Annotated in this window: 16 protein-coding genes and 1 riboswitch; of the genes, 6 read left to right on the top strand and 10 right to left on the bottom strand. The window is 42.2% G+C overall.

Going from position 1 to position 20,797, the window contains the following annotated elements; all coding sequences use genetic code 11:
* Positions 1–22 precede the first annotated feature (22 nt).
* The 9 genes from N8M93_RS06920 to N8M93_RS06880 all read right to left on the bottom strand — a co-directional run bounded on the left by N8M93_RS06920 (position 23) and on the right by N8M93_RS06880 (position 9,775).
* Complete coding sequence (locus N8M93_RS06920; protein WP_261130532.1) at positions 23–1,645, bottom strand: PucR family transcriptional regulator; 1,623 nt, start codon at positions 1,643–1,645, stop codon at positions 23–25.
* A gap of 65 nt (positions 1,646–1,710) precedes the next feature.
* A complete protein-coding gene (locus tag N8M93_RS06915; protein WP_221566581.1) occupies positions 1,711–1,947 on the bottom strand; it encodes a hypothetical protein in 237 nt (78 codons plus the stop codon).
* A 352-nt stretch (positions 1,948–2,299) separates the two neighbouring features.
* Positions 2,300–2,512 carry a hypothetical protein gene (locus N8M93_RS06910; RefSeq protein ID WP_261130531.1) on the bottom strand — a complete coding sequence of 71 codons (213 nt, stop codon included), beginning with the start codon at positions 2,510–2,512 and terminating at the stop codon, positions 2,300–2,302.
* Between the two features lie 58 nt (positions 2,513–2,570).
* Entirely contained in the window at positions 2,571–4,031 is a 1,461-nt protein-coding gene (locus N8M93_RS06905) for an NCS1 family transporter (RefSeq protein WP_261130530.1), read from the bottom strand.
* 153 nt (positions 4,032–4,184) lie between these two features.
* Positions 4,185–5,600, bottom strand: a complete 1,416-nt coding sequence (hydA, locus tag N8M93_RS06900) for a dihydropyrimidinase (protein WP_261130529.1) — start codon at positions 5,598–5,600, stop codon at positions 4,185–4,187.
* Positions 5,601–5,624: 24 nt separating this feature from the next.
* Positions 5,625–5,795, bottom strand: a complete 171-nt coding sequence (locus tag N8M93_RS06895; RefSeq protein WP_261130528.1) for a hypothetical protein — start codon at positions 5,793–5,795, stop codon at positions 5,625–5,627.
* A gap of 293 nt (positions 5,796–6,088) precedes the next feature.
* Positions 6,089–7,375: an NAD-dependent dihydropyrimidine dehydrogenase subunit PreA gene (preA, locus tag N8M93_RS06890; RefSeq protein WP_261130527.1), complete on the bottom strand. Its 1,287-nt coding sequence runs from the start codon at positions 7,373–7,375 to the stop codon at positions 6,089–6,091.
* 41 nt (positions 7,376–7,416) lie between these two features.
* Positions 7,417–8,784: an NAD(P)-dependent oxidoreductase gene (locus N8M93_RS06885; RefSeq protein ID WP_396125404.1), complete on the bottom strand. Its 1,368-nt coding sequence runs from the start codon at positions 8,782–8,784 to the stop codon at positions 7,417–7,419.
* Positions 8,785–8,884: 100 nt separating this feature from the next.
* A complete protein-coding gene (locus tag N8M93_RS06880; RefSeq protein ID WP_221566586.1) occupies positions 8,885–9,775 on the bottom strand; it encodes a nitrilase-related carbon-nitrogen hydrolase in 891 nt (296 codons plus the stop codon).
* A 550-nt stretch (positions 9,776–10,325) separates the two neighbouring features.
* Between N8M93_RS06880 and N8M93_RS06875 the strand changes: the two genes are divergently transcribed.
* From N8M93_RS06875 to thiC, 5 genes are all read left to right on the top strand, one after another.
* Positions 10,326–10,760 (top strand): DMT family transporter, encoded by a 435-nt coding sequence (locus N8M93_RS06875; protein WP_261130526.1) that lies wholly within the window; start codon positions 10,326–10,328, stop codon positions 10,758–10,760.
* Between the two features lie 552 nt (positions 10,761–11,312).
* Positions 11,313–12,230 carry a proline dehydrogenase gene (locus N8M93_RS06870; RefSeq protein ID WP_314728268.1) on the top strand — a complete coding sequence of 306 codons (918 nt, stop codon included), beginning with the start codon at positions 11,313–11,315 and terminating at the stop codon, positions 12,228–12,230.
* 22 nt (positions 12,231–12,252) lie between these two features.
* The gene (gene pruA, locus N8M93_RS06865; RefSeq protein ID WP_261130524.1) at positions 12,253–13,800 is read left to right on the top strand and encodes an L-glutamate gamma-semialdehyde dehydrogenase; all 1,548 of its coding nucleotides are present in this window, start codon (positions 12,253–12,255) and stop codon (positions 13,798–13,800) included.
* 129 nt (positions 13,801–13,929) lie between these two features.
* Positions 13,930–15,198: a CdaR family transcriptional regulator gene (locus tag N8M93_RS06860; RefSeq protein WP_261130523.1), complete on the top strand. Its 1,269-nt coding sequence runs from the start codon at positions 13,930–13,932 to the stop codon at positions 15,196–15,198.
* Positions 15,199–15,392: 194 nt separating this feature from the next.
* A riboswitch (TPP riboswitch) is annotated at positions 15,393–15,507 on the top strand.
* Between the two features lie 139 nt (positions 15,508–15,646).
* Positions 15,647–17,431 carry a phosphomethylpyrimidine synthase ThiC gene (gene thiC / locus N8M93_RS06855; RefSeq protein WP_261130522.1) on the top strand — a complete coding sequence of 595 codons (1,785 nt, stop codon included), beginning with the start codon at positions 15,647–15,649 and terminating at the stop codon, positions 17,429–17,431.
* Between the two features lie 565 nt (positions 17,432–17,996).
* Here the strand turns inward: thiC and N8M93_RS06850 are convergent.
* Positions 17,997–18,743 carry an aspartate/glutamate racemase family protein gene (locus N8M93_RS06850; protein ID WP_261130521.1) on the bottom strand — a complete coding sequence of 249 codons (747 nt, stop codon included), beginning with the start codon at positions 18,741–18,743 and terminating at the stop codon, positions 17,997–17,999.
* A gap of 110 nt (positions 18,744–18,853) precedes the next feature.
* Here N8M93_RS06850 and N8M93_RS06845 point away from each other — a divergent pair, with 110 nt between their 5' ends.
* Entirely contained in the window at positions 18,854–20,260 is a 1,407-nt protein-coding gene (locus N8M93_RS06845) for a PLP-dependent aminotransferase family protein (RefSeq protein WP_261130520.1), read from the top strand.
* Positions 20,261–20,797 lie beyond the last annotated feature (537 nt).

Below are 20,797 nucleotides of genomic sequence, written 5' to 3'. Positions count from 1 at the left end.
TAACCGTACACAATTGTTCAGACTACGTCAAAACAGCCTTGTCCGATTTTACATTTTGGACACTACCAGATGCATTCAGGTAATTATGGGCAAATAGCATGAATTCGATCGCCATCCGTTTTTCAGGATTAGACATGAAATCTTCACCTAACAGCTTTTCGAGCTTTTCAAGTCGATAATATAAAGTCTGTCGTACGATGAATAGCTGTTCTGCGGTTTCTTTCTTTGAGCCGCTGCACGCCAGGTAGGTCCTCAATGTCTGCAAGAGCTTGCCGTTGTATTTCTCATCGTATTCGATGACAGGATTCAAGTATTCGTTGATCATATTCTGGAACTCTTTCTGTGTTTTGACCAAACTGATTACCCTGTACATATGTAAGTCTTCAAAATAGTTGCAGAATCGTTCAGGCAGTAGATTCCTTTGTAGCTTGATCGTTTCGACAGCCGTCTCATAGCTTCGTCCGATATCACTTAACGACTCGGTATACTGACCTACAGCAATACTCTTAATCTGACAAGCATGTTTTTTCAGAAACTCTGTATGGAATACCCTTTGCATCCCTTTACCTAATCGCTGTTTCCAAGAACCAGCTCCACGTTTATTAAGCAGGATATATACCGTATAGCCATGCTTTTCCGTAGCAATCAGGTGAAAGCCTTGTTGTTCAAAAATAGCCCTGATGAATAGGTTCAGATAAGTGATGTCTGAGCTAGTCGTTGATGACGGCAGTTTACATATCGCTACTGTTGCGCCCAGGACATTCATCTTTCCTTCATAATAAATCAGGTTCTCTGAGGTTTCTTGTTCGTTGTGTTCTCCATCAAGCCAATTATTGATCCATTCATTCTTTTCGGTCCGACGTCTCTCTTCAACATACATTTCACGAAGAAATAGTTGGGCGAGGACCGTCGCAGTCCGATCAAGAATAAGCAAATCGAATTCATTGATCTCCCGTTCCTTTGAAACAATGAAAATCTCTCCGTATTCCTGTTCCATTACAGGTACTGGCCGGTGGTTGATAAAAGGAGAATCGCGTGATTGATCAATGTATGCAAGAAGAGAATCCTGTTCATCACTACTCAAATCAGGCACGTACACGTCTTCATCGTTCGTTGTTTTCATCAACACTTGCAATCCTGTATACTCATTCATCAATTTGAGCATTTCTTGACCATTTTCGATGGTCAGTAATTTTTGGTTCAATTTTTGTGAATATTCTTCTAGATCTTGAATCATCTGATAGTGCTGATTGATCAGCTGGACATGGATATCTTGGGTGATGTTGACGAATTGGACTTCCTCTAAAAATAAGATGATAGGAAAACGATGGTGGTCGGCCAGCTTTTTGACTTCCTCAGGAATCGTTTCGGTATAAGTCCCGATTTCGATACAAAGGCCAGCCGCACCACAATCGATCAGTTGTTCAAGAAAGTCTATAAGTAAAGCGTCATTATCTTTCCAGACGACACCCGTCGAGAGAATGAGTTCATTGCCGTTCAACAGCTTCCGTATGTTCGGAACCTCCACGACATGAACCCATTTCACCTGTCGGGTCAACCCTTCACTTCCTGCAATCACTTCCGTTTTCTCAAAGTACTTCCTGCTTAAAATATCTTTTACAGCTAAACTCGATTGATGTTGCAAGTTGGACACTCCGATCTGTGGACATCGTTGGGATAGTGGGAATTTCAAAAAAGAGTCAAGAATTCTTACGAGCTGCTCATCGGCAAATACTTTTCCAATGTCCGAAGCATACGTTGATAAGATTCTTGTTCATCAAAATCATCTGAACGCCAATTCCTGAATACCCAATCTGCTAATTCCTGAGGTGTATTGAAAAACTCCCCGCTGGAATCCGCTTTTCGTAGCATATAACGTCCGTTGTCCTCATCAATTGTCACTTCACATGGAAACATGCTTTCTTTGCACTTCAGTGAAAATTCCATTGAAGGATCTCCTTTCATTTTTGCTTTGTTTTATTTTACGTTAGAACGTTTCTTTAAGTGAATTCGCGACACCCCTGCCGAAAAAGCGAGCCAGGCGAGATCCGGTGAAGTGCTGTCTAGCGCAGCAACCAGACACTTGAATCGCTTCAAATCTCCTGCGGCTGTCACACGTTGATTGACATACTTATGAGTGAGCCCACACAGCACCTAATCTTTGTTTTGTTCGAGCCTCCTCATCCGTTTTCAAGTGACACACGTGACTAGTCGGGGCGCTTCGGCTTTTTGTTTGCCCGCGGAAAGGGAGTGAATTCTGCAAAAAGAAATAATTAAACAAAGCCTCTTTTTTTAAGGATCAAACGTTTTGGCGTTGCTGAAAAATCAGATTGGAAAAATATTTTCGAGCATCAGCTGTTTTGATATGAAGCCTCTCAGCTTCTTCTCCAAGTTTTTCAAACGTAAGGAAAGCGCCACTCAAGTTTTCCTGTACATCTTTAATTGTATATCCTTTCTCAAGCATGTGATCGATTTTCTCCCGTTCTAGAAGATATTCCTGGTAATCTGACATATAGAACCTCCTCTGTATCAATGTTTCCTTTTAACTTTCAGAACCTGGATGAATCAAATCACTTTGCGTCCCTCAACTCAACGTGCGCATTTTCATCATCAAGGTTCCAGTCACGGCCAACTGTAATGCCGAGAAACTTCTCATCACTCGGATCTTCAATTTCAGCTTGTTTGTATTTTTGGAAATACCAGTACTTACAAAGTAAATAATAACAAGCCGCTCCTAATACGAATCCGATCAAAAAAGAGTAATTCGGGAAAAAGTAAGATACCACAGCTCCGATGATCCATGCAATAAAGCCTGCAACGTTCACCCCACCTGCGTATTTGAACTGCCCATCTGCTTTATAAAGATCATAGACGTTGACACGGCGTTTCCTCAGCAAATAATAATCTGCGAATAAAATCCCGACGATAGCTGATAGGATCCCCCCTACGATAAGCAATACAGGAATGATGATCCCGAACAAGCTCCACGGTTGGACAACTGTTCCGACAACACCTGCAGCAAATACACCAGCCCAAAACGGGAATTTAGGTCCTCCGACATTGGAGAAGATCGTTGCAGCTGGGACGATGTTCGCTGAAATATTCGTTGACCATTGGGCGAGGACAATCATCAACAATAGGATTGCCAATACGAGTCCAGTAGCTGTTTCTTGAAGAGCAAGAACAGGGTCATAGTTTTGAACAGCGATATAAGCGACCGCACCGATGATGATCATGAAGGTTTGAGTCAACGGTAGAGCAATCAAACTGCCGACAATGGCCCCTTTGTTCCGCTTGAACCAATTACGCTCAAATTTTGGAGCTTTAATGAAACGTGAAATGGATGGAATATCAGCAGAGAGTGTGGCCCAGAAGCCCATGTTACTGAAAATGACGACTAAAAATGCAGTAAACGCTGCTCCGCCTGTCACAGGGTTTTCAGCCCAAGTCCAAACGTTTCTGCCTTCGGCTGCTGCGGTACCCGATAATTCAAGATACATCCAGATTGAAATGAGGATGATCGTCGGTGCTGCCATATCAGCGAACCGCTCGACCGCCTTGATACCTAAAGCTGTATTCAACAACTGCAAAAATGCGAAAATAAAGAAACAGGCAAGCCAGTTGTCGAATCCCCATAACATATTCAAAATACCGTTCATGGCAGTTGCCCCAAAATACGTATTGATACCGAACCACATGGATGCAGCTACTCCACGGACGATGGAAGGGATATGTGTTCCGATCGTTCCAAACGGAGCACGCATATAGACAGGAAACGACACCCCGTGTTCAATACCGATATCTGCAATCAATGAAATGAATAATCCGATCGCAACCGATCCAATGATGGTTGCTAATACGACGAGAGGTAAAGGCAGCGACATGACCCCTGCTCCGCCAATTGCAAATGTCGCGAGTACAACAACCATACCAACCCACATGAAGGAAAAACCTAGTGTTGTAATCTTTCTCCCGTCCTGACTGATTGGCAGCAGATCAGGAGATTTCAAATAACTTTCCTGTTTTTTCATTACAATCACTCCTCATACCCTTTTAAATAGTGCAATTGGTGTGAATCATGGTGGTTTAATAATATGCTGCCTCGTATCCTCCTCAGCACTTTATGTTGGAAACGCATCCCCAGGTTACATAGAATCAGAACCGGGAACAATGCCAGCTGAACACTAGATTGTCAGCTTTTCATCCACTGGTTTCAACAACTGATTATAACGAGCGCGTTTCAGATAATTACCGGTTCCAGGCTTACCGACAAATTGTTTATCACGTATGACGAACTCCCCACGCGAAAGGACGGATACTGCTTCACCCGTGACTTTCATTCCTTCAAACGCATTGTAATCGACCGCCATATGATGCGCTTTTGCTGAAATCGTACGTTCGACAGTAGGGTCGAAAATCACGATATCTGCATCCGCGCCAACTGTGATCGTGCCTTTCTTCGGGAACAACCCGAAAAGTTTCGCAATCCGTGTCGACATGATATCGACGAATTGGTTCAACGTGATCCTGCCTTTCTTGACTCCTTCAGAAAATAGAATGCTGACACGGTCTTCTATCATCGGGCCGCCATTCGGAATCTTGGAGAAATCATCTTTCCCTAAGTCTTTTTGCCCTTTGAAATCAAAGGAGCATTGGTCTGATCCTAACGTTTGCAATTGACCGTTTTTCAGTGCATTCCAAAGGACGTCCTGGTTCCATTTTTCACGCAGCGGTGGAGACCACACAAACTTTGCCCCTTCGAAATCAGGTTTTTCAAGGTATGTTTGATCAAGCGTCAAGTATTGGGGACATGTTTCCCCCCAAACATCGAATCCTTTATTTCTTGCTTCTGCAATCTTCTCAACAGCATCTGCGCAAGAAACATGAACAACATACAACTGCGATTTCGCCAGGCCAGTCAGTTGAGCAGCCCTTCCAGTTGCTTCTCCTTCCACTTCAGGCGGGCGTGTCAACGCATGGTAGATCGGATCAGTCTGTCCTTTTTCCAACGCTTCTTTCACAAGGTAATCGATGACATCCCCGTTTTCCGCATGGACCATGACGAGACCACCCTGTTCTTTGGCCATGACAAGCGTTTTGAACAGAGTTTCATCATCAGCCTGAAACACATTTTTATAAGCCATGAACACTTTGAAAGAAGTGATTCCTTCTTTATCCATGATTTGAGGCAATTGATTGAGCACATCTTCGTTCAATTCCGAAATCATCAAGTGGAAGCTGTAATCGATGACGGCTTTATCCTTCGATTTTGCATGCCAAACATCGATCGCATTTTGGAGAGGTTCCCCTTTATTGGTTAAGCAAAAATCGATAACCGTCGTGGTACCCCCGAAAGCTGCCGCAATCGTCCCTGTTTCAAAGTCATCCTTGGATACTGTTCCGCCAAACGGCATCTCCAAGTGTGTATGAGGGTCGATTCCACCTGGGAAGACATAGCATCCTTTGGCATCAATTTTTTCAGCGCCCTGGTCATCTAGATTTTCACCTATTGCGATAATCCTCTCGTTTTCTATTAAAATATCAGCACTATACGTATCCGAAGCTGTGACAATCGTTCCGTTCTGAATGATTTTCTTCACGATCAAATCTCCTCCTAGACTTTTTTATTGGCTCTTTTTTAAAAGATTGTTGCTTTTTAATAAATCACCTTGTGTAAGTTGATTGGAGAGCAAGGTGCGAGACTCCTCGAAATTGAAATTCGCATTTTCTTCGTGCGATGTAACGCTGTCGAAGCTTTCCTTGTCCTGCGGGATCAGCGTGCCTACTACCTGCATAATCTCCTCGCAAGGCATGCGACGAGGAAGCTCGCTTCGACAGGACTTTCTTATAGACACAGGAGCACAAATGCTTCCTTGAAAAGGAGACTCCTGAGGTCGCAAGGCGACGAGTGGGCTCACCGCACGCCCCGTGGAAAGCGAGCATCCTGGAGCGGAAATCAACGACTTGTAAAGAAAACTTGGCGAGACCAAGCCTTTTGTAGGTCGAGCCTTAGTTGCCCTTATACTGAAGAAAGTATTTTATACTTACTTTAAGTGCAAGAGCAACAACGTTTACGGAAAAAGCCTTATTATTTAATAGGATCGGCACTCTGGCTTCGCAGTGGCCCCAAAATTGCCTGACGATCATTCCATGTCATTGGCGGGTGTTCACTAGAAACTTCAACCATATCAATCGCCCCATCGACAGGACAGACGATCGAACAAAGATTACAACCGACACAATCCTCTTCACGTACTTCCAGATAGGAATTGCCATGCCCGTCCTTCAGCATATCGATACATTGATGCGAGGTATCTTCACAAGCAATGTGGCACTTGTTACAGTTGATACACACATCGTTGTTGATACGAGCAACGATTTTATAATTGAGATCCAGGTTACCCCAATCTGAATACTTCGGAACTGACTTCCCGACAATCTCCTGTACTGAAGCAATCCCTTTTTCATCAAGGTAGTTGTTCAATCCATCGATCATATCCTCTACGATACGGAACCCATGGTGCATGGCAGCTGTACAAACTTGCACGTTAGAAGCCCCCATCAGCATGAACTCGACCGCATTCTGCCAATTTGAAACACCACCCATCCCTGAAATCGGTACATTGATTCTTGGGCTGCGCGCACATTCTCCGACCATATTCAAAGCGATCGGTTTTACTGCAGGCCCGCAATAACCGCCATGTGCTCCTTTTCCACCAACATGCGGGATCGTATTCCATGAATCCAGATCCACACCTGCTAAACTATTGATCGTGTTGATCATGCTGATCGCATCAGCACCACCACGGGCAGCCGCTTCAGCCGTCGCAGTGATATCCGTGATGTTAGGTGTCAGTTTGACAATGACCGGTGTCTGTGCGGCTTCTTTTGCCCAGTAGGTCTGTTTCTCAACAAGTTCAGGAACCTGCCCTGAAGCGGATCCCATCCCTCTCTCTGCCATACCGTGAGGACATCCGAAATTCAACTCAAGACCATCTACTCCGACTTCTTCAACCTTCTTCACGATTTCATGCCACTTCTCTTGTTGTGGTTCGACCATCAAGGAAGCGACAACGGTATGGTTCGGAAAGCGTTTTTTCGTTTCATAGATTTCCTGAAGGTTCACTTCCAGCGGACGGTCTGTGATCAATTCGATATTGTTGAATCCGGCGACACGTTGTCCGTTGAAGCTGACTGCGGCAAAGCGAGAAGAAACGTTCAAGATCGGGTCTCCAAGAGTCTTCCAAACAGCCCCACCCCATCCCGCTTCAAACGCTCTCTGTACCTGGTAACCTGAGTTCGTCGGAGGTGCTGATGCAAGCCAAAATGGGTTCGGTGATTCAATTCCAGCCAGGTTCGTCCTTAAATCTGCCATTCTATTACTCCCCTTTCTTCTATGTTTTCCGTCAGCAGTACCTATGCTGTCACCGTTTCTTCTTTATATGACTTATGGATTGCGTAAGCTGCTTTTTTCCCTTGTTGGGCAGCAGTGACGACCATCGCTTCTCCTTTTCCTTTTCCAAAAACGATATCGCCGCAGGCAAACACCTTCGGATTCGAGGTACGATAAGACTCTGAAACTTGTACGACACCATCGATATGTCCAAGTTTGAACTGATCGATTAAACTTTGATGTCTCGTTTGACCAATCGCTTTTATGACAGCATCTACCGGTAACGTGAAATTGGACCCTTCGACGGGAACCGGACGCCTTCTTCCATCTGCTCCAGGTTCTCCGAGCTCCATTTTGATGCATTCGATCGCTTTGACATGCCCCTTTTCATCTCCGTGGATTTTGATAGGCTGCGTCAACCAGCGGAATTCTACACCATCCTGCTTAGCGAATTCGTATTCGAAATCATAGGCACTCATCTCTTCTTGCGTTCGGCGATAAAGGATTTTGACATTACCAGCACCTAGGCGGACTGAACATGTCGCACCATCGATTGCGGTGTTCCCTGCACCAATGACGACCACGTTCTTACCGACAAGATCATTGGATAACGGTTTGGTTTTCGTGTCTTTGACGAACTCAATTGCGTCATGCACACCTTCCAAATCCTCCCCATCAATTCCGAGATCCGGAACATGGCCCATGCCAGCGGCTAAAACAACATGATCAAAAGAATCCAACATTTCATCTGCAGAAATATCCCTTCCTACTGCTGTATTGGTACAGACCTTTACATCAAGACCTTTTACTTGATCGACTTCCCAATACGAAATTTCTTGCGGCAAACGGAAGGATACGATTCCGTATGTATTCAAGCCTCCTGCTGTCGGTGATGCTTCAAAAATCGTCACATCATAACCTAGCAATGCCAGCTCACGTGCTGCTGATAGACCAGCAGGACCCCCTCCGACAATGGCAACCGATTTTCCATTACTTTGACCTTTTTGGAACAATACCTGATCGTTCTTGATTGCCCAATCTGTCGCATAGCGCTGCAAATCACCAATCATGATCGGCTTAGTTGAATGATTGAGGACACAAGCCCCTTCACATAATTCTTCTGTCGGACAGACACGCGCGCAGCTGGCACCGACTGGGTTCGCAGTCATGATCGTTTTCGCAGATCCTTTTACATTTCCAGAAGCGATTTTTTTAATAAACGTTGGAATGTCAATGCCGGTGGGACATGCCTGTATACAGGGTGCGTCATAGCAATAAAGACACCGGTTTGCTTCTTCAACCGCTTCACGTTCGGATAGTGCTGGATGGACTTCTTGAAAGTTTTTCGGAAGTTCTGTCAGTGAAATATGCAGCTTTTCAAATTTCCCCACGTCAAAGCCCCCTTTTGGAGTTGTTGGATTGGTTTACAAAATCATGAATAAAGGTGACTCAAAACCTGGTGTAAAGTTGTAAGTCACCTTATTTGCCGTTTTACGGTAGTAACGATGTCATTTCGCCATAGGTCTCAGGTCTGCGATCACGATAGAATTGCCATACATCACGTACTTCACGGATCATTTTCTTATTCATTTCACCAATGATGACCTCATCCTGGTCACGGCTTCCCATTGCTACGAAATTTCCTCGGGGATCTACTAGATAGGATTGACCATAAAATTCACCCATGTTCCACGGCCCTTCAGTACCAACACGGTTGATCGCTCCCAAATAGTAGCCGTTGGCAACTGCATGGGCAGGCTGCTCAAGCTTCCATAAGTACTCTGAAAGGCCCGCGACAGTTGCTGAAGGATTAAAGACGACTTCTGCTCCTCTCAAACCTAGTAATCTTGCACCCTCTGGAAAATGGCGATCGTAACAGATATAGACGCCTACTTTTGCGAAAGCTGTATCAAACACCGGATAACCTAGATTCCCTGGCTTGAAGTAGTATTTCTCCCAAAAACCACAGCCCTCGTCTCCAACCTTTACATGCGGTATATGCTGTTTGCGGTATTTTCCGAGATAAGATCCATCCGCATCGATGACGGCTGCTGTATTATAGTAGGTTGCGATTCCTTCACGTTCATAGATCGGTAAGATGATAACGACACCAAGTTCGCGGGCAAGCGCTTGAAACTGTGTCGTAGTTGGTCCATTCGGAATCTCTTCGGCAGAGTCATACCATTTTGAATTTTGCTCTGCACAAAAATAAGGTCCATAGAAAATTTCTTGTAGACAAATAATCTGTGCACCCTTCTCTGCTGCTTCTCTTACAAGCTTTACATGTTTTTCAATTGATTTTTCCTTATGGACGGCTACTGGCTCATTCCCATCCACATCATGAATCGCTTGGATCAGACCAATTTTCACTAAATCAGACATCTACATTTCCTCCTTCAATTCTTTTGATCTTGTATGTAACACAAGCAAAAGGAACAACGGCTTCAAGAATATTTGACTGAATTATTTGAATCTTAAGTCTATTTTACGGTGTCGAAAGAAGGTTTTCATTTGACAAAACGTCAAAACATCAGACTTCATTTTTGTTCAAAGTGTAAAAATGTGTAAAAACTCGTGAGGTTGGGTGTTTCAAAAATGCAAGTAGAACATCAGAGCAGTTCACTATTTTAGAGGTTTTTCTGAGGAAAATATGAGTTGGATTGACAAGAAATTTTTCAGAAGAAGTCCAGCCCCTCCTTTACCTATATTTGAAAAACAAGCTGTTTGAGTAAAAACATATCATATGTTTTTTGAGAAGATTGTAGAATGATCGAAGAAAAAAACTGTTTTTTTGTCGTTTTTGTAATTTTCTTAAAATAAATTACATAACTTTTTACTTTATGTTAAAGTTTAGTTTAAAAGTGTCCAATAGTGCATTCGAATACAGTCTTCCGTTTACGTTCAAATTTGAGGAAAAGGTGTTGCATACCTAATGAGTTTGATGATGGTCATAATCGTATTCATCGGTGGAATTGCAGTTGCTGTTCAAGCTGGTGTTAATGGTGGGCTTGGAAAACAGGTCGGAGTCATCGAAGGTGCTTTTTTGTCATTTCTTATTGGCACGGTCACCTTGTTTCTTATGATGATCTTTTTCGGAAAAGGGAACATCTTGCAAGCAACCGCTGTACCACGATGGCAGCTGATCGGTGGTGTGCTTGGCGCTTTTTATGTGTTTGCAATGGTTTTGGCTGTTCCGAAAATCGGTGTTGCAGCTTCACTCATATCTGTTATCGCAGCACAACTAATCACTAGTTCTGTCATCGATCACTTCGGCTGGCTTGGGATGAAACAAATTCCAATTGACGGAAAACGTATTCTAGGATTTTGTTTCCTGATCACCGCACTTTATCTGTTTACGAGAAAATAAGGAATCAATTTAAGGTCCCGCTCCATCAACATCCTTCGCATTCCGCGGGCACGGCCTCAGGCTCATAAGAAAGCACAGACCGCTTTCTAGCGGGGGCTACGGCTCGTGTTGTTCTCGCAGGAGTCTCCGGATGTTACCTACGCTTTTCGTCTTCATTTAATCCATAATATTTTTATTGTTCATCTTTCTGTTGGCAGTTATAGTTTTGTCCCAGCCTCTTCCTGTGATTTTTCACGTGCGAAACTTCATTTATTGCTTACTAAGTAATGGGCTGACACAAATGACAAGTGTCAGCCTGTTTCTATTGATCAAAGTTCATTTGTCCCACCCTCTTTACGTTACTTCTTCTTATTAACTCCTCCTTTTCGGCGTTATTACATTCCTTTTGTGTGTTAATCATAAAACGGCACTTAAAATATTGTGGTGTGAGCACGTTGTCTAGACCTGATCATCATCGATATAATTTTCTTAACAATCAAATAGTTAAACGGATTTCGTCGTTTACCTTCCCCTTGTAACAGGGAAATGTCGAATAAGGAAGGTGTGGTGAGCTTGGAGGTCATAAGTAAACGCTTCTTCTTGTATCTTTCCAACAACAAGGTATTAGATCGATTAGCGAAACGTTGGGGAGCAAGATTTGGGGCTGATAAGATTATAGGCGGAGAAACATTCGCTCATGCAATTCCCTTGATCAAACAACTGAACCATGATGGATTTCAAGTTACAGTCGATCACCTGGGGGAATTCGTCAATTCCGTTGATGAGGCAAGAAAACATGCGCAGGAGTGTCTCCAGAGCATTTGTTCTATAACTCATCATCAATTGGATTCTGAGGTCTCTGTGAAACTGACATCATTAGGTCTCGATATCAGTCATGAACTGGTTATGGAAAACATGGAACTGATTTTGTCAAAGGCTGAGGAAAATGGAATTACGGTGACCATTGACATGGAGGATTCCTCTAGATGCTATGCAACTCTTGAGATTTACAAGAAATTAAAGCAGAAATATAGGAATTTGGGAACTGTGATTCAATCCTATCTCTATCGATCTAATGAGGATGTAGATGCTCTTCAAAGTTATGACCCCTATCTCAGACTTGTTAAGGGAGCTTATAAGGAATCCAGTAAAGTGGCTTTTCCAGAGAAGCGAATGGTTGATGAAAATTTAAAACGGCTCATCAAGAAAAATCTCTTGAATGGTCATTACACTGCTGTTGCCAGCCATGATGATGCCATGATCGACTACACTAAAAAATTGGTGGAAGAACACGGAATCCCGAGAGACCGTTTCGAGTTTCAAATGCTCTATGGAATGAGAAACCAAATGCAGACCGAACTTGTGAAAGAAGGATATACAGTGCGTGTGTATCTGCCTTATGGGGAAGATTGGTACGGCTATTTCATGAGACGTTTAGCTGAAAGACCTGAAAATATTGCGTTTGCAATCAAAGGAATTTTCAGCAAGTAAAAATTGAAAGGAGAATTTCATTATGGTAACACCATATAAACACGAACCATTTACTGATTTCACACTAGAGGAGAATAAAAAAGCTTTCGAAGAGGCTTTACGGAAAGTAAAAGATGAATTGGGTCAAAAACATGATCTACTTGTAAACGGTGAAAGAATTCGTACTGAAGAACAAATTGTTTCCAGAAACCCTGCCAATACAAAACAAGTTGTGGGTTATGTTTCAAAAGCGAATCAAGAGATTGCTGATCAAGCTGTGGAATCCGCTTCAGAAGCTTTTAAGAGTTGGAGAAAATGGGATGAAAGAGCTCGTGCTGAGTTACTTTTCCGTGCAGCAAGTATCATTAGACGACGCAAGCATGAATTTTCCGCGTATTTGGTTTACGAAGTAGGGAAACCATGGAAAGAAGCGGATGCAGACACAGCAGAAGCGATCGACTTCTTAGAATATTACGGTCGCCAAATGATTGAATTGAAAGAAGGTAAACCAGTCGAAAGCCGTCCGGGTGAACAGAACCGCTACATTTATACGCCAACTGGTGTAGCTGTCGTTATCCCACCTTGGAACTTGGCTCTTGCTATCATGGCGGGAACCACTGTTGCACCGCTTGTAACAGGTAGTACAGTCGTACTGAAGCCTGCCAGCAACAGTCCCGTTATCGCAGCCAAATTCGTCGAGGTTCTAGAAGAAGCAGGTCTACCGAAAGGCGTCTTGAATTTCGTACCTGGAAGCGGCGGAGAAGTTGGCGACTATCTTGTCGATCATCCGAAAACCTCCCTAATTTCCTTTACAGGTTCACGCGCAACTGGAACTCGTATCATCAAGCGTGCTGCTGAAATCCAGGAAGGTCAGAATCATTTGAAACAAGTGATTGCTGAAATGGGCGGTAAGGATACAGTTGTCGTTGATAACCAATCCAACTTAGAAACAGCTGCTGAAGCTATCGTTGTGTCTGCCTTTGGCTTTTCCGGGCAAAAATGTTCATCAGGTTCCCGTGCTGTCGTCCATGAGGATGTCTATGACGAATTGCTCGATATGGTGAAAAGACGGACTGAAGAATTGACCGTAGGTAATGCTTCAGAGCAAAATGTCTATATGGGGCCGGTGGTCGATCAAAGTGCCTTCGACAAAGTGATGAGTTATATCGAAATCGGGAAAGAAGAAGGACGCCTTATTACAGGAGGTAAAGGTGACGATTCTGAAGGCTACTTTATCGAACCTACTATATTTGCTGATCTCGATCCGAATTCACGTATGCAGCAGGAGGAAATATTCGGTCCTGTCGTTTGCTTCACAAAAGCGAAAAATTTTGATGAAGCGATTGAGATTGCCAATAATACTGAATATGGATTAACGGGAGCGGTCATCTCTGATAACCGGGAACACCTTGAAAAAGCAAAATACGATTTCCATGTAGGTAACCTATACTTCAACCGCAATTGCACAGGAGCCATTGTTGGCTACCAACCGTTCGGAGGATTTAAAATGTCAGGCACCGATTCTAAAGCGGGCGGTCCTGATTACTTGGCTCTTCATATGCTAGCCAAGACAATTTCCGAAAAATATTAATCTAATACCTCGTTTTCAAGGTTCATCTAACGAAGCTCTCCCATCAACTGGGGGAGCTTTTCCCTTTTCATTCCGAAATAACCCGTTATAATAGGGTGTAATAGTCCCGATGGAAAGGTAAGGATTCCTATGGAAATAAAAGAATTGATCCTCCAAGCAGAAGATATTCATAAAGCAACGGAACTGATCAGCTCAAAACTGGGCAACCCTGTGATTATTGAAAATAAAAATTTTGAATTGATTTCTTACAGTTCTTCTTTCGATCAATTCGATTTGACACAGCAGAAGACCATCCTTTCGAAGAAATGTCCAATTTTCATCATTGATCGACTGAAGAAAGAAGGAATTGTTCATCGCCTTGAGAAACATTCTGACCCGATCCGAGTCCATTCAATGGAGGAGTTAGGATTCCACCAACGCGTTGTAATTGCAGCCAAGTATCTTGGTAATACCATGGGATATATTTGGATCCAGGAATCCGACCAACTTTTACAAAGTGATGATCTTGCCTTCCTGGAAGAGATCTCCCCTCACCTTGGTCATTTGATCAATGATGTTTATTCAGAAGATAATGCCAAAAAGGGTAGAAAAGAGGAAATTTGGTGGCAGTTGCTCCATCACGAATATGGAAGTGAAAGTCAATTACGCCATGATGCTTCATTGGCAAAGCTTACATTACCAGAACGGTTTTCTGTCGTCGTTTTTTCTATAACAGCATCTCCATATAAATCTATGCTCGATCATCTTGAGAAGATGGTCCACAATTCTTATATTCATTCACAGATCTATACTTTGAAGACGGAATACCAGGTAATATTGATACTCTACGGATCAGACGAGAGATTTTCTTCACTGGAATTAGCCAGAAGGATGATTGAAAAGGTCAAGGATGAAACAGGGGAAGAAAACTTTTATAACTTCTTGATCGGCGTTGGAAAAGAATACACCTCATTGTATCATTTGAGAAAAAGTTTTCTAGAAGCCCTTGAGGTCATTGAAACGGCAAACTTTATCAGTCCTCGTCCTGAATCGATGCCACGGGAATTCGCTCATCTGGGAATATACCGTTACTTAGCCACTCTCTATGAAAAGAACAGTTCTAAAGACTACTATAGTGATGATTTATTATCATTGATCAAGAATGATGCAGAAAAACAGACGGATCTGCTTCGAACGCTTGAAGTATATTTAGCTAATGACGGGAAAGGTAAACAGACCGCTAATGAATTGTTCATCCATCCGAACACCTTGAATTACCGGATGAAAAAAATACAAGAACTAACGAATATCGATTTCAACGACTTCAATATGAAAGTCTACCTATATACTGAATTGTTATTACTCAACAATGTCGAAGCTTACTATCAACGGTATAAGGGTGCTGTGAAAGGAATTTGATCACAAGCATTGAAAATTCACTCCCTTTCTGCGGGCGATCCGCGAGCCTCCTAGCGAGTTTCCTCGCTGCGGGTCTCGCCTGGCTCGCTTTTCCCGCAGGAGTTTCGTAAATTATGCAAAATCAACAGTGAAGATTAATAAAGCCATCCTTTTATTTTAAAGAAGACTCATGTATACTAGAAATCAAATTTAATAGAAGTAACTAGGGGAGTCCAATAGTTTGGGCTGAGAGAGAAACACGTCAAAGTTTCTTGACCCTTTGGACCTGATCTGGATCATACCAGCGTGGGGAAGTTAGATACAACCTCTTTAATGAGAGGATACTTCTACATATTAAGCCGGGTCCATCCTTGTTGGATCCGGCTTTTTTATGTCCTGTCTTTTCCTCATGCCGTTGGACCTGCTCTAGATCTCGTCCTTTCAAATCTAAAAAGGGAGAGATCGAACAATGTCAGCAACCTCATTGAATGAAAAAAACATTTCCATCATGTCAAGTTTCTCAGGTAGTAAGAAAGTATACGTACAAGGATCAAGACCTGATATCAGGGTTCCGATGCGCGAAATCGAATTGAATCCGACCACAGGTTCCTTTGGTGAGGAAGAAAATCAGCCGGTTCGTGTCTATGATACCAGCGGACCTTATACGGATCATGAGTATTCAGTAAATATTTCAAAAGGCCTTCCGGCTCTTCGAAGCAGATGGATTCATGAACGGGACGATGTTGAAGAATATCAGGGTCGGGACATCAAACCTGAAGATAATGGTTATCGTGATAAAGATTACCCACGCGCCAACCATAACCTATTTCCCGGTTTGAAACGCCACCCATTACGTGCCAAGAAAGGAAGAAATGTAACACAACTTCATTATGCAAAAAAGGGAATCATCACTCCAGAAATGGAATTTATCGCATTAAGGGAAAATATGGAACCGGAATTCGTACGGAATGAAGTTGCAAGAGGCCGCGCGATCATCCCTGCTAATATCAACCATCCAGAGACAGAACCTATGATCATAGGAAGTAGATTCCATGTTAAAATCAACGCGAATATCGGGAACTCTGCTGTTTCATCTTCGATCGAGGAAGAGGTTGAAAAAATGACATGGGCGACTCGCTGGGGCGCAGATAATATCATGGATCTTTCAACAGGGAAAGACATCCATACCACGCGTGAATGGATTATCCGTAATTCAGCTGTCCCTGTCGGCACCGTTCCGATTTATCAAGCACTTGAAAAAGTGAATGGTATTGCTGAGGACCTTACATGGGAGGTTTACCGCGATACTTTGATTGAACAAGCTGAGCAAGGTGTTGATTATTTCACCATTCATGCTGGTGTCCTTTTACAATATGTTCCGTTAACAGCGAAACGCTTGACAGGAATTGTATCACGAGGTGGTTCGATCATGGCACAATGGTGCCTGTATCATCATAAAGAAAGCTTTTTATATACCCACTTCGAAGAAATTTGTGAAATTATGAAATCCTATGACGTTGCATTCTCTTTAGGAGATGGTTTACGTCCTGGGTCCATTGCAGATGCGAATGACGAAGCACAGTTTGCAGAACTGGAGACTCTTGGGGAGTTAACAAAGATTGCATGGAAGCACGACGTACAGGTTATGGTCGAAGGTCCTGGACATGTACCAATGCATCTTATTAAAGAAAACATGGATAAGCAACTTGAACTATGTAAGGAAGCACCATTCTATACACTAGGACCCCTTACAACTGATATAGCCCCTGGATATGATCACATTACCTCGGCTATCGGAGCTGCAATGATTGGGTGGTATGGAACGGCCATGCTTTGTTATGTCACACCAAAAGAACATTTAGGACTGCCGAATAGAAATGATGTCCGTGAAGGCGTCATTACGTATAAAATCGCTGCGCATGCTGCTGATCTGGCCAAAGGCCATCCAGGTGCCCACCAAAGAGATCATGCCTTATCAAAAGCTCGTTTTGAATTCCGTTGGAGAGACCAATTCAATTTATCCTTGGATCCTGAAAGAGCATTGGAATTTCATGATGAAACTCTACCTGCTGAAGGCGCAAAAACTGCACACTTCTGTTCCATGTGCGGACCGAAATTTTGCAGTATGAGAATCTCTCAAGATATACGTAATTATGCAAAGGAAAACAATCTTGATACGAAGGAAGCGATTGAAGAAGGGATGAAAGAGAAAGCAGAAGAGTTTAGACAATCTGGAGGTAAACTATATCAGTAACTTTCTGAGGAGGTCATATTACGGTGGTTGCTCATAAAATTGAAAGGGAAATTAATCAACACAAAGCTCACCTTGCTTTTTTGGAGAAACGTCTGATTGATTTACAGCAAAATTGTGATCATCATTTTCAAGGTGATCACAATTACGAAAAATGCCTAAAGTGTAATAAAGTCAACGTATTATATTATTAAGATGGGTAAATAAAGCTTCTAAATCCAAATCGAGGCTGGGACAAAACTATAACTGCCAACAGAAAAGACGAACAATAAAATAGATTGGTGAAAATGAAAGACGAAAAGCGTAGACAATATCCGGAGACTCCTGCGGGAACAGCACGAGTCGAAGACCCCGCAAGAAAGCGATTTGTGCTTTCTGAGGAGGCTGAGGCCGTGCCCGCGGAAAGCGAAGGATGTTGACGAAGCGGAACCTTCATTCATTACCACTGAAGAAAACCCGGACAAATTGTTCGGGTTTTCTATTGAACAAAGTTCATTTGTCCCAGCCTCGAATATGTGGTTATCAATTATTTTGCTGATAGCTTGGTGAAGAACCAAACTTCGTATTATCACCTTTTAATAATTTCTTTCATTACAGGAATATCTTTTTGCTTATTATTGTCCTCTACCATTGCGAGCTCTACTGCAGTTTTTGCATGTATGAATGTAGTATCGAACAGTTTCATGCCTGTATCGTTCTGTTTGATCAGGAGTGGTATTTCTGTACAACCGAGAATAACACCTTGAGCCCCCTTCTCTCTTAGTCGTTCAATCACATCAAGATATCGTTCCTTCGAATTTGGAATCATTTTTCCCTGGCATAGTTCATTAAAAATCACATCGTGGACGATTTCTTGATCCTCTTCGTCGGGGCTGATTACTTGAATATTGTGTTTCAGTTGAAAACGCTCTTTATAAAAGTTGTTATCCATTGTATATTTTGTTCCTAATAACCCGACACAGTCTAGACCAGCTTCTTTGATTTCAGAGGCCGTTGTATCAACGATATGCAATAGAGGAACGGATAGATTGCTTTGTACTTCTCCTGCCATCTTATGCATTGTATTGGTACATATCAAAATCAAGTCAGCGCCTGCTCTTTCCAACGTAACCGCAGCATGGATCATTTTGTCCGTAGCCAAGTCCCATGCCCCGGATTTTTGCAGTTGGACAATCTCCTCAAAATCAAATGAATAGAGCAGGCACTTTGCTGAGTGTACCCCTCCCAATTCCGATCTCACTTGTTCATTGATGATCCGATAATATTCCGAAGTAGACTCCCAGCTTAAACCGCCAATTAAACCTATTGTTTTCATCACTGTACCTCCAATTGACTTTATGAGAAGGATAACATGATATACTGGTATGTAATAGAACCACTTTAATATCAATTTCATAGTACCAATTCTGATTAGGAGGACTTTCTTTGCTGAATTTCTCTGTCAATCGATTTTCTGATAAGACACTACCCCAACAGGTCTATGATCAAATAAGTAACAGGATATTGAACAATGAATTCCAAGCCGGAGAACGACTTCCTTCTTCCAGGGAGCTTGCAAATAATATCGGTGTGTCACGGAATGTTGTCTTAGAAGCATATGACCAATTAGTGATCGAAGGCTATATAGAAGTCAGACCTGGTTCTGGAACTTATGTATCCCAAGGTTCTTCGTTATTGGTAAAAAAAACAGAGCAACCAATGGAATTAGAAAATCAAAATCATGTATCGAATCCCCCTCCATCGGTTGATGCCATCGACTTTAAAGCAAGCAACCCTGCCATGGACTATTTCCCAAGAAGCGTCTGGGGGAATCTTACCAAGGAAGTTTGTTTACATTCAGAGGATGGTTTATTTGGTTATAATCCTTCCCAGGGTATCATCGAACTAAGAAATGTTTTAAGCCGTTATCTTTCAAGAGTTAGAGGCGTAAAATGCCATCCTGAACAAATCATCATTACTTCAGGGGCGACACAAGGTCTTTATTTGATCACAAAGTTCCTGACGACTCATAACAAGAAAGTTATCATCGAGGATCCAATCGCTGATGAGATGCTTCCCATCTTTAAAAACGCCGGAGCGGATGTTTTGCCAGTACCGGTAGATGAAAAAGGGATAATGACCCAATGCCTGCCAACCGATCATGATCCCAGCTTTATATTCGTAGTTCCATCCCATCAATTTCCATTAGGTAGCACATTACCTATCCAGAGAAGGATTCAATTGATTGAATATGCGAGAGAACATAATGCTTACATTGTTGAGGATGATTATGACAGCGAGTTTACTTATGATGGAATTCCTGTCGCTTCTATGCAAGGGTTAGATCCTGAAAATGTCATGTATGTCGGAACATTCAGCAAAATCTTATCTCCTTCCCTCAGAATCGGATATATGGTGTTGCCCTGGCACCTCGTGGAACAATTCCGCCAAAAAAAGTGGTATTTAGATAGACATACCGGTACGATTGATCAGATGGTTTTAGCTCATTTCATTAAGGAGGGCTATCTGGATCGGCATGTTAGAAGGATGAAAAGCATCTATAAACAGAGAAGGAAAGCAATGGTCCGTTCAATCAGTAAACACTTTAGTCATTTCAAAATCCATGGTAAAGCAGCTGGAATGCATTTAGTATTGGAATTGGAGGGAGTTGATTTCACGGAAAAACTGGTCAATTGTATAAAAGACCAAGGCGTAATCATCTATCCAATAGAACCATATACCATTTCAAAAAGGAAACATAAAAATAAAATTGTTATGGGATATGGTAGTTTAACCGAAGATTTAATAGAAGAAGGGGTTTCACGTATAAAGACAGTTTTAGAGAATCTTTAAGGGAATCAATACCTACTAATTTCTCAAGTGTCTTTTTTCTGGGTCCATTTTTTTTCGAAAAAAAGCTACTACTAACAGCAATAAGGGTAAAAATAATCCTACAGATAACGAATAAGTATTTGCTGTATTCATATCCCACTCTTGTTGATAAACGACATTAGGATATATCACAAGGGAAATTTGTTCTTAAAATTTGTTCTTAAATCGATCTTTCCTTTGTTTGAATTTATCATCCCATTTCTATTAGTCATAGTGGTTTTTATCCGTCAATTCATTAGAGGGAATAAACTTCATTAACAAATATGAATTTGTATACGTTTTTTCCGTAATTAAACTAACTGAAGGGAAACTAACATGAAACCATCCTCTAAATCACCAACCTCAATAATTTGTGGTTGGTCGTAATTCAGCTGAACTTCATAAAAAGCCTTTAACATCTCTTCAAGATTTTCTAATGCTATTCTCTTAAGTACATTCTTCGTTCTTTCAATCTGTTAGCTTCGAAATGAGCCTTCATATTCCTCAAAAGTTTCTTTA

It is taken from the genome of Bacillus sp. Marseille-Q3570 (assembly GCF_946151055.1).
GTDB lineage: Bacteria > Bacillota > Bacilli > Bacillales > Fictibacillaceae > Pseudalkalibacillus.
This window is presented reverse-complemented; position numbering and strand designations above follow the sequence as displayed.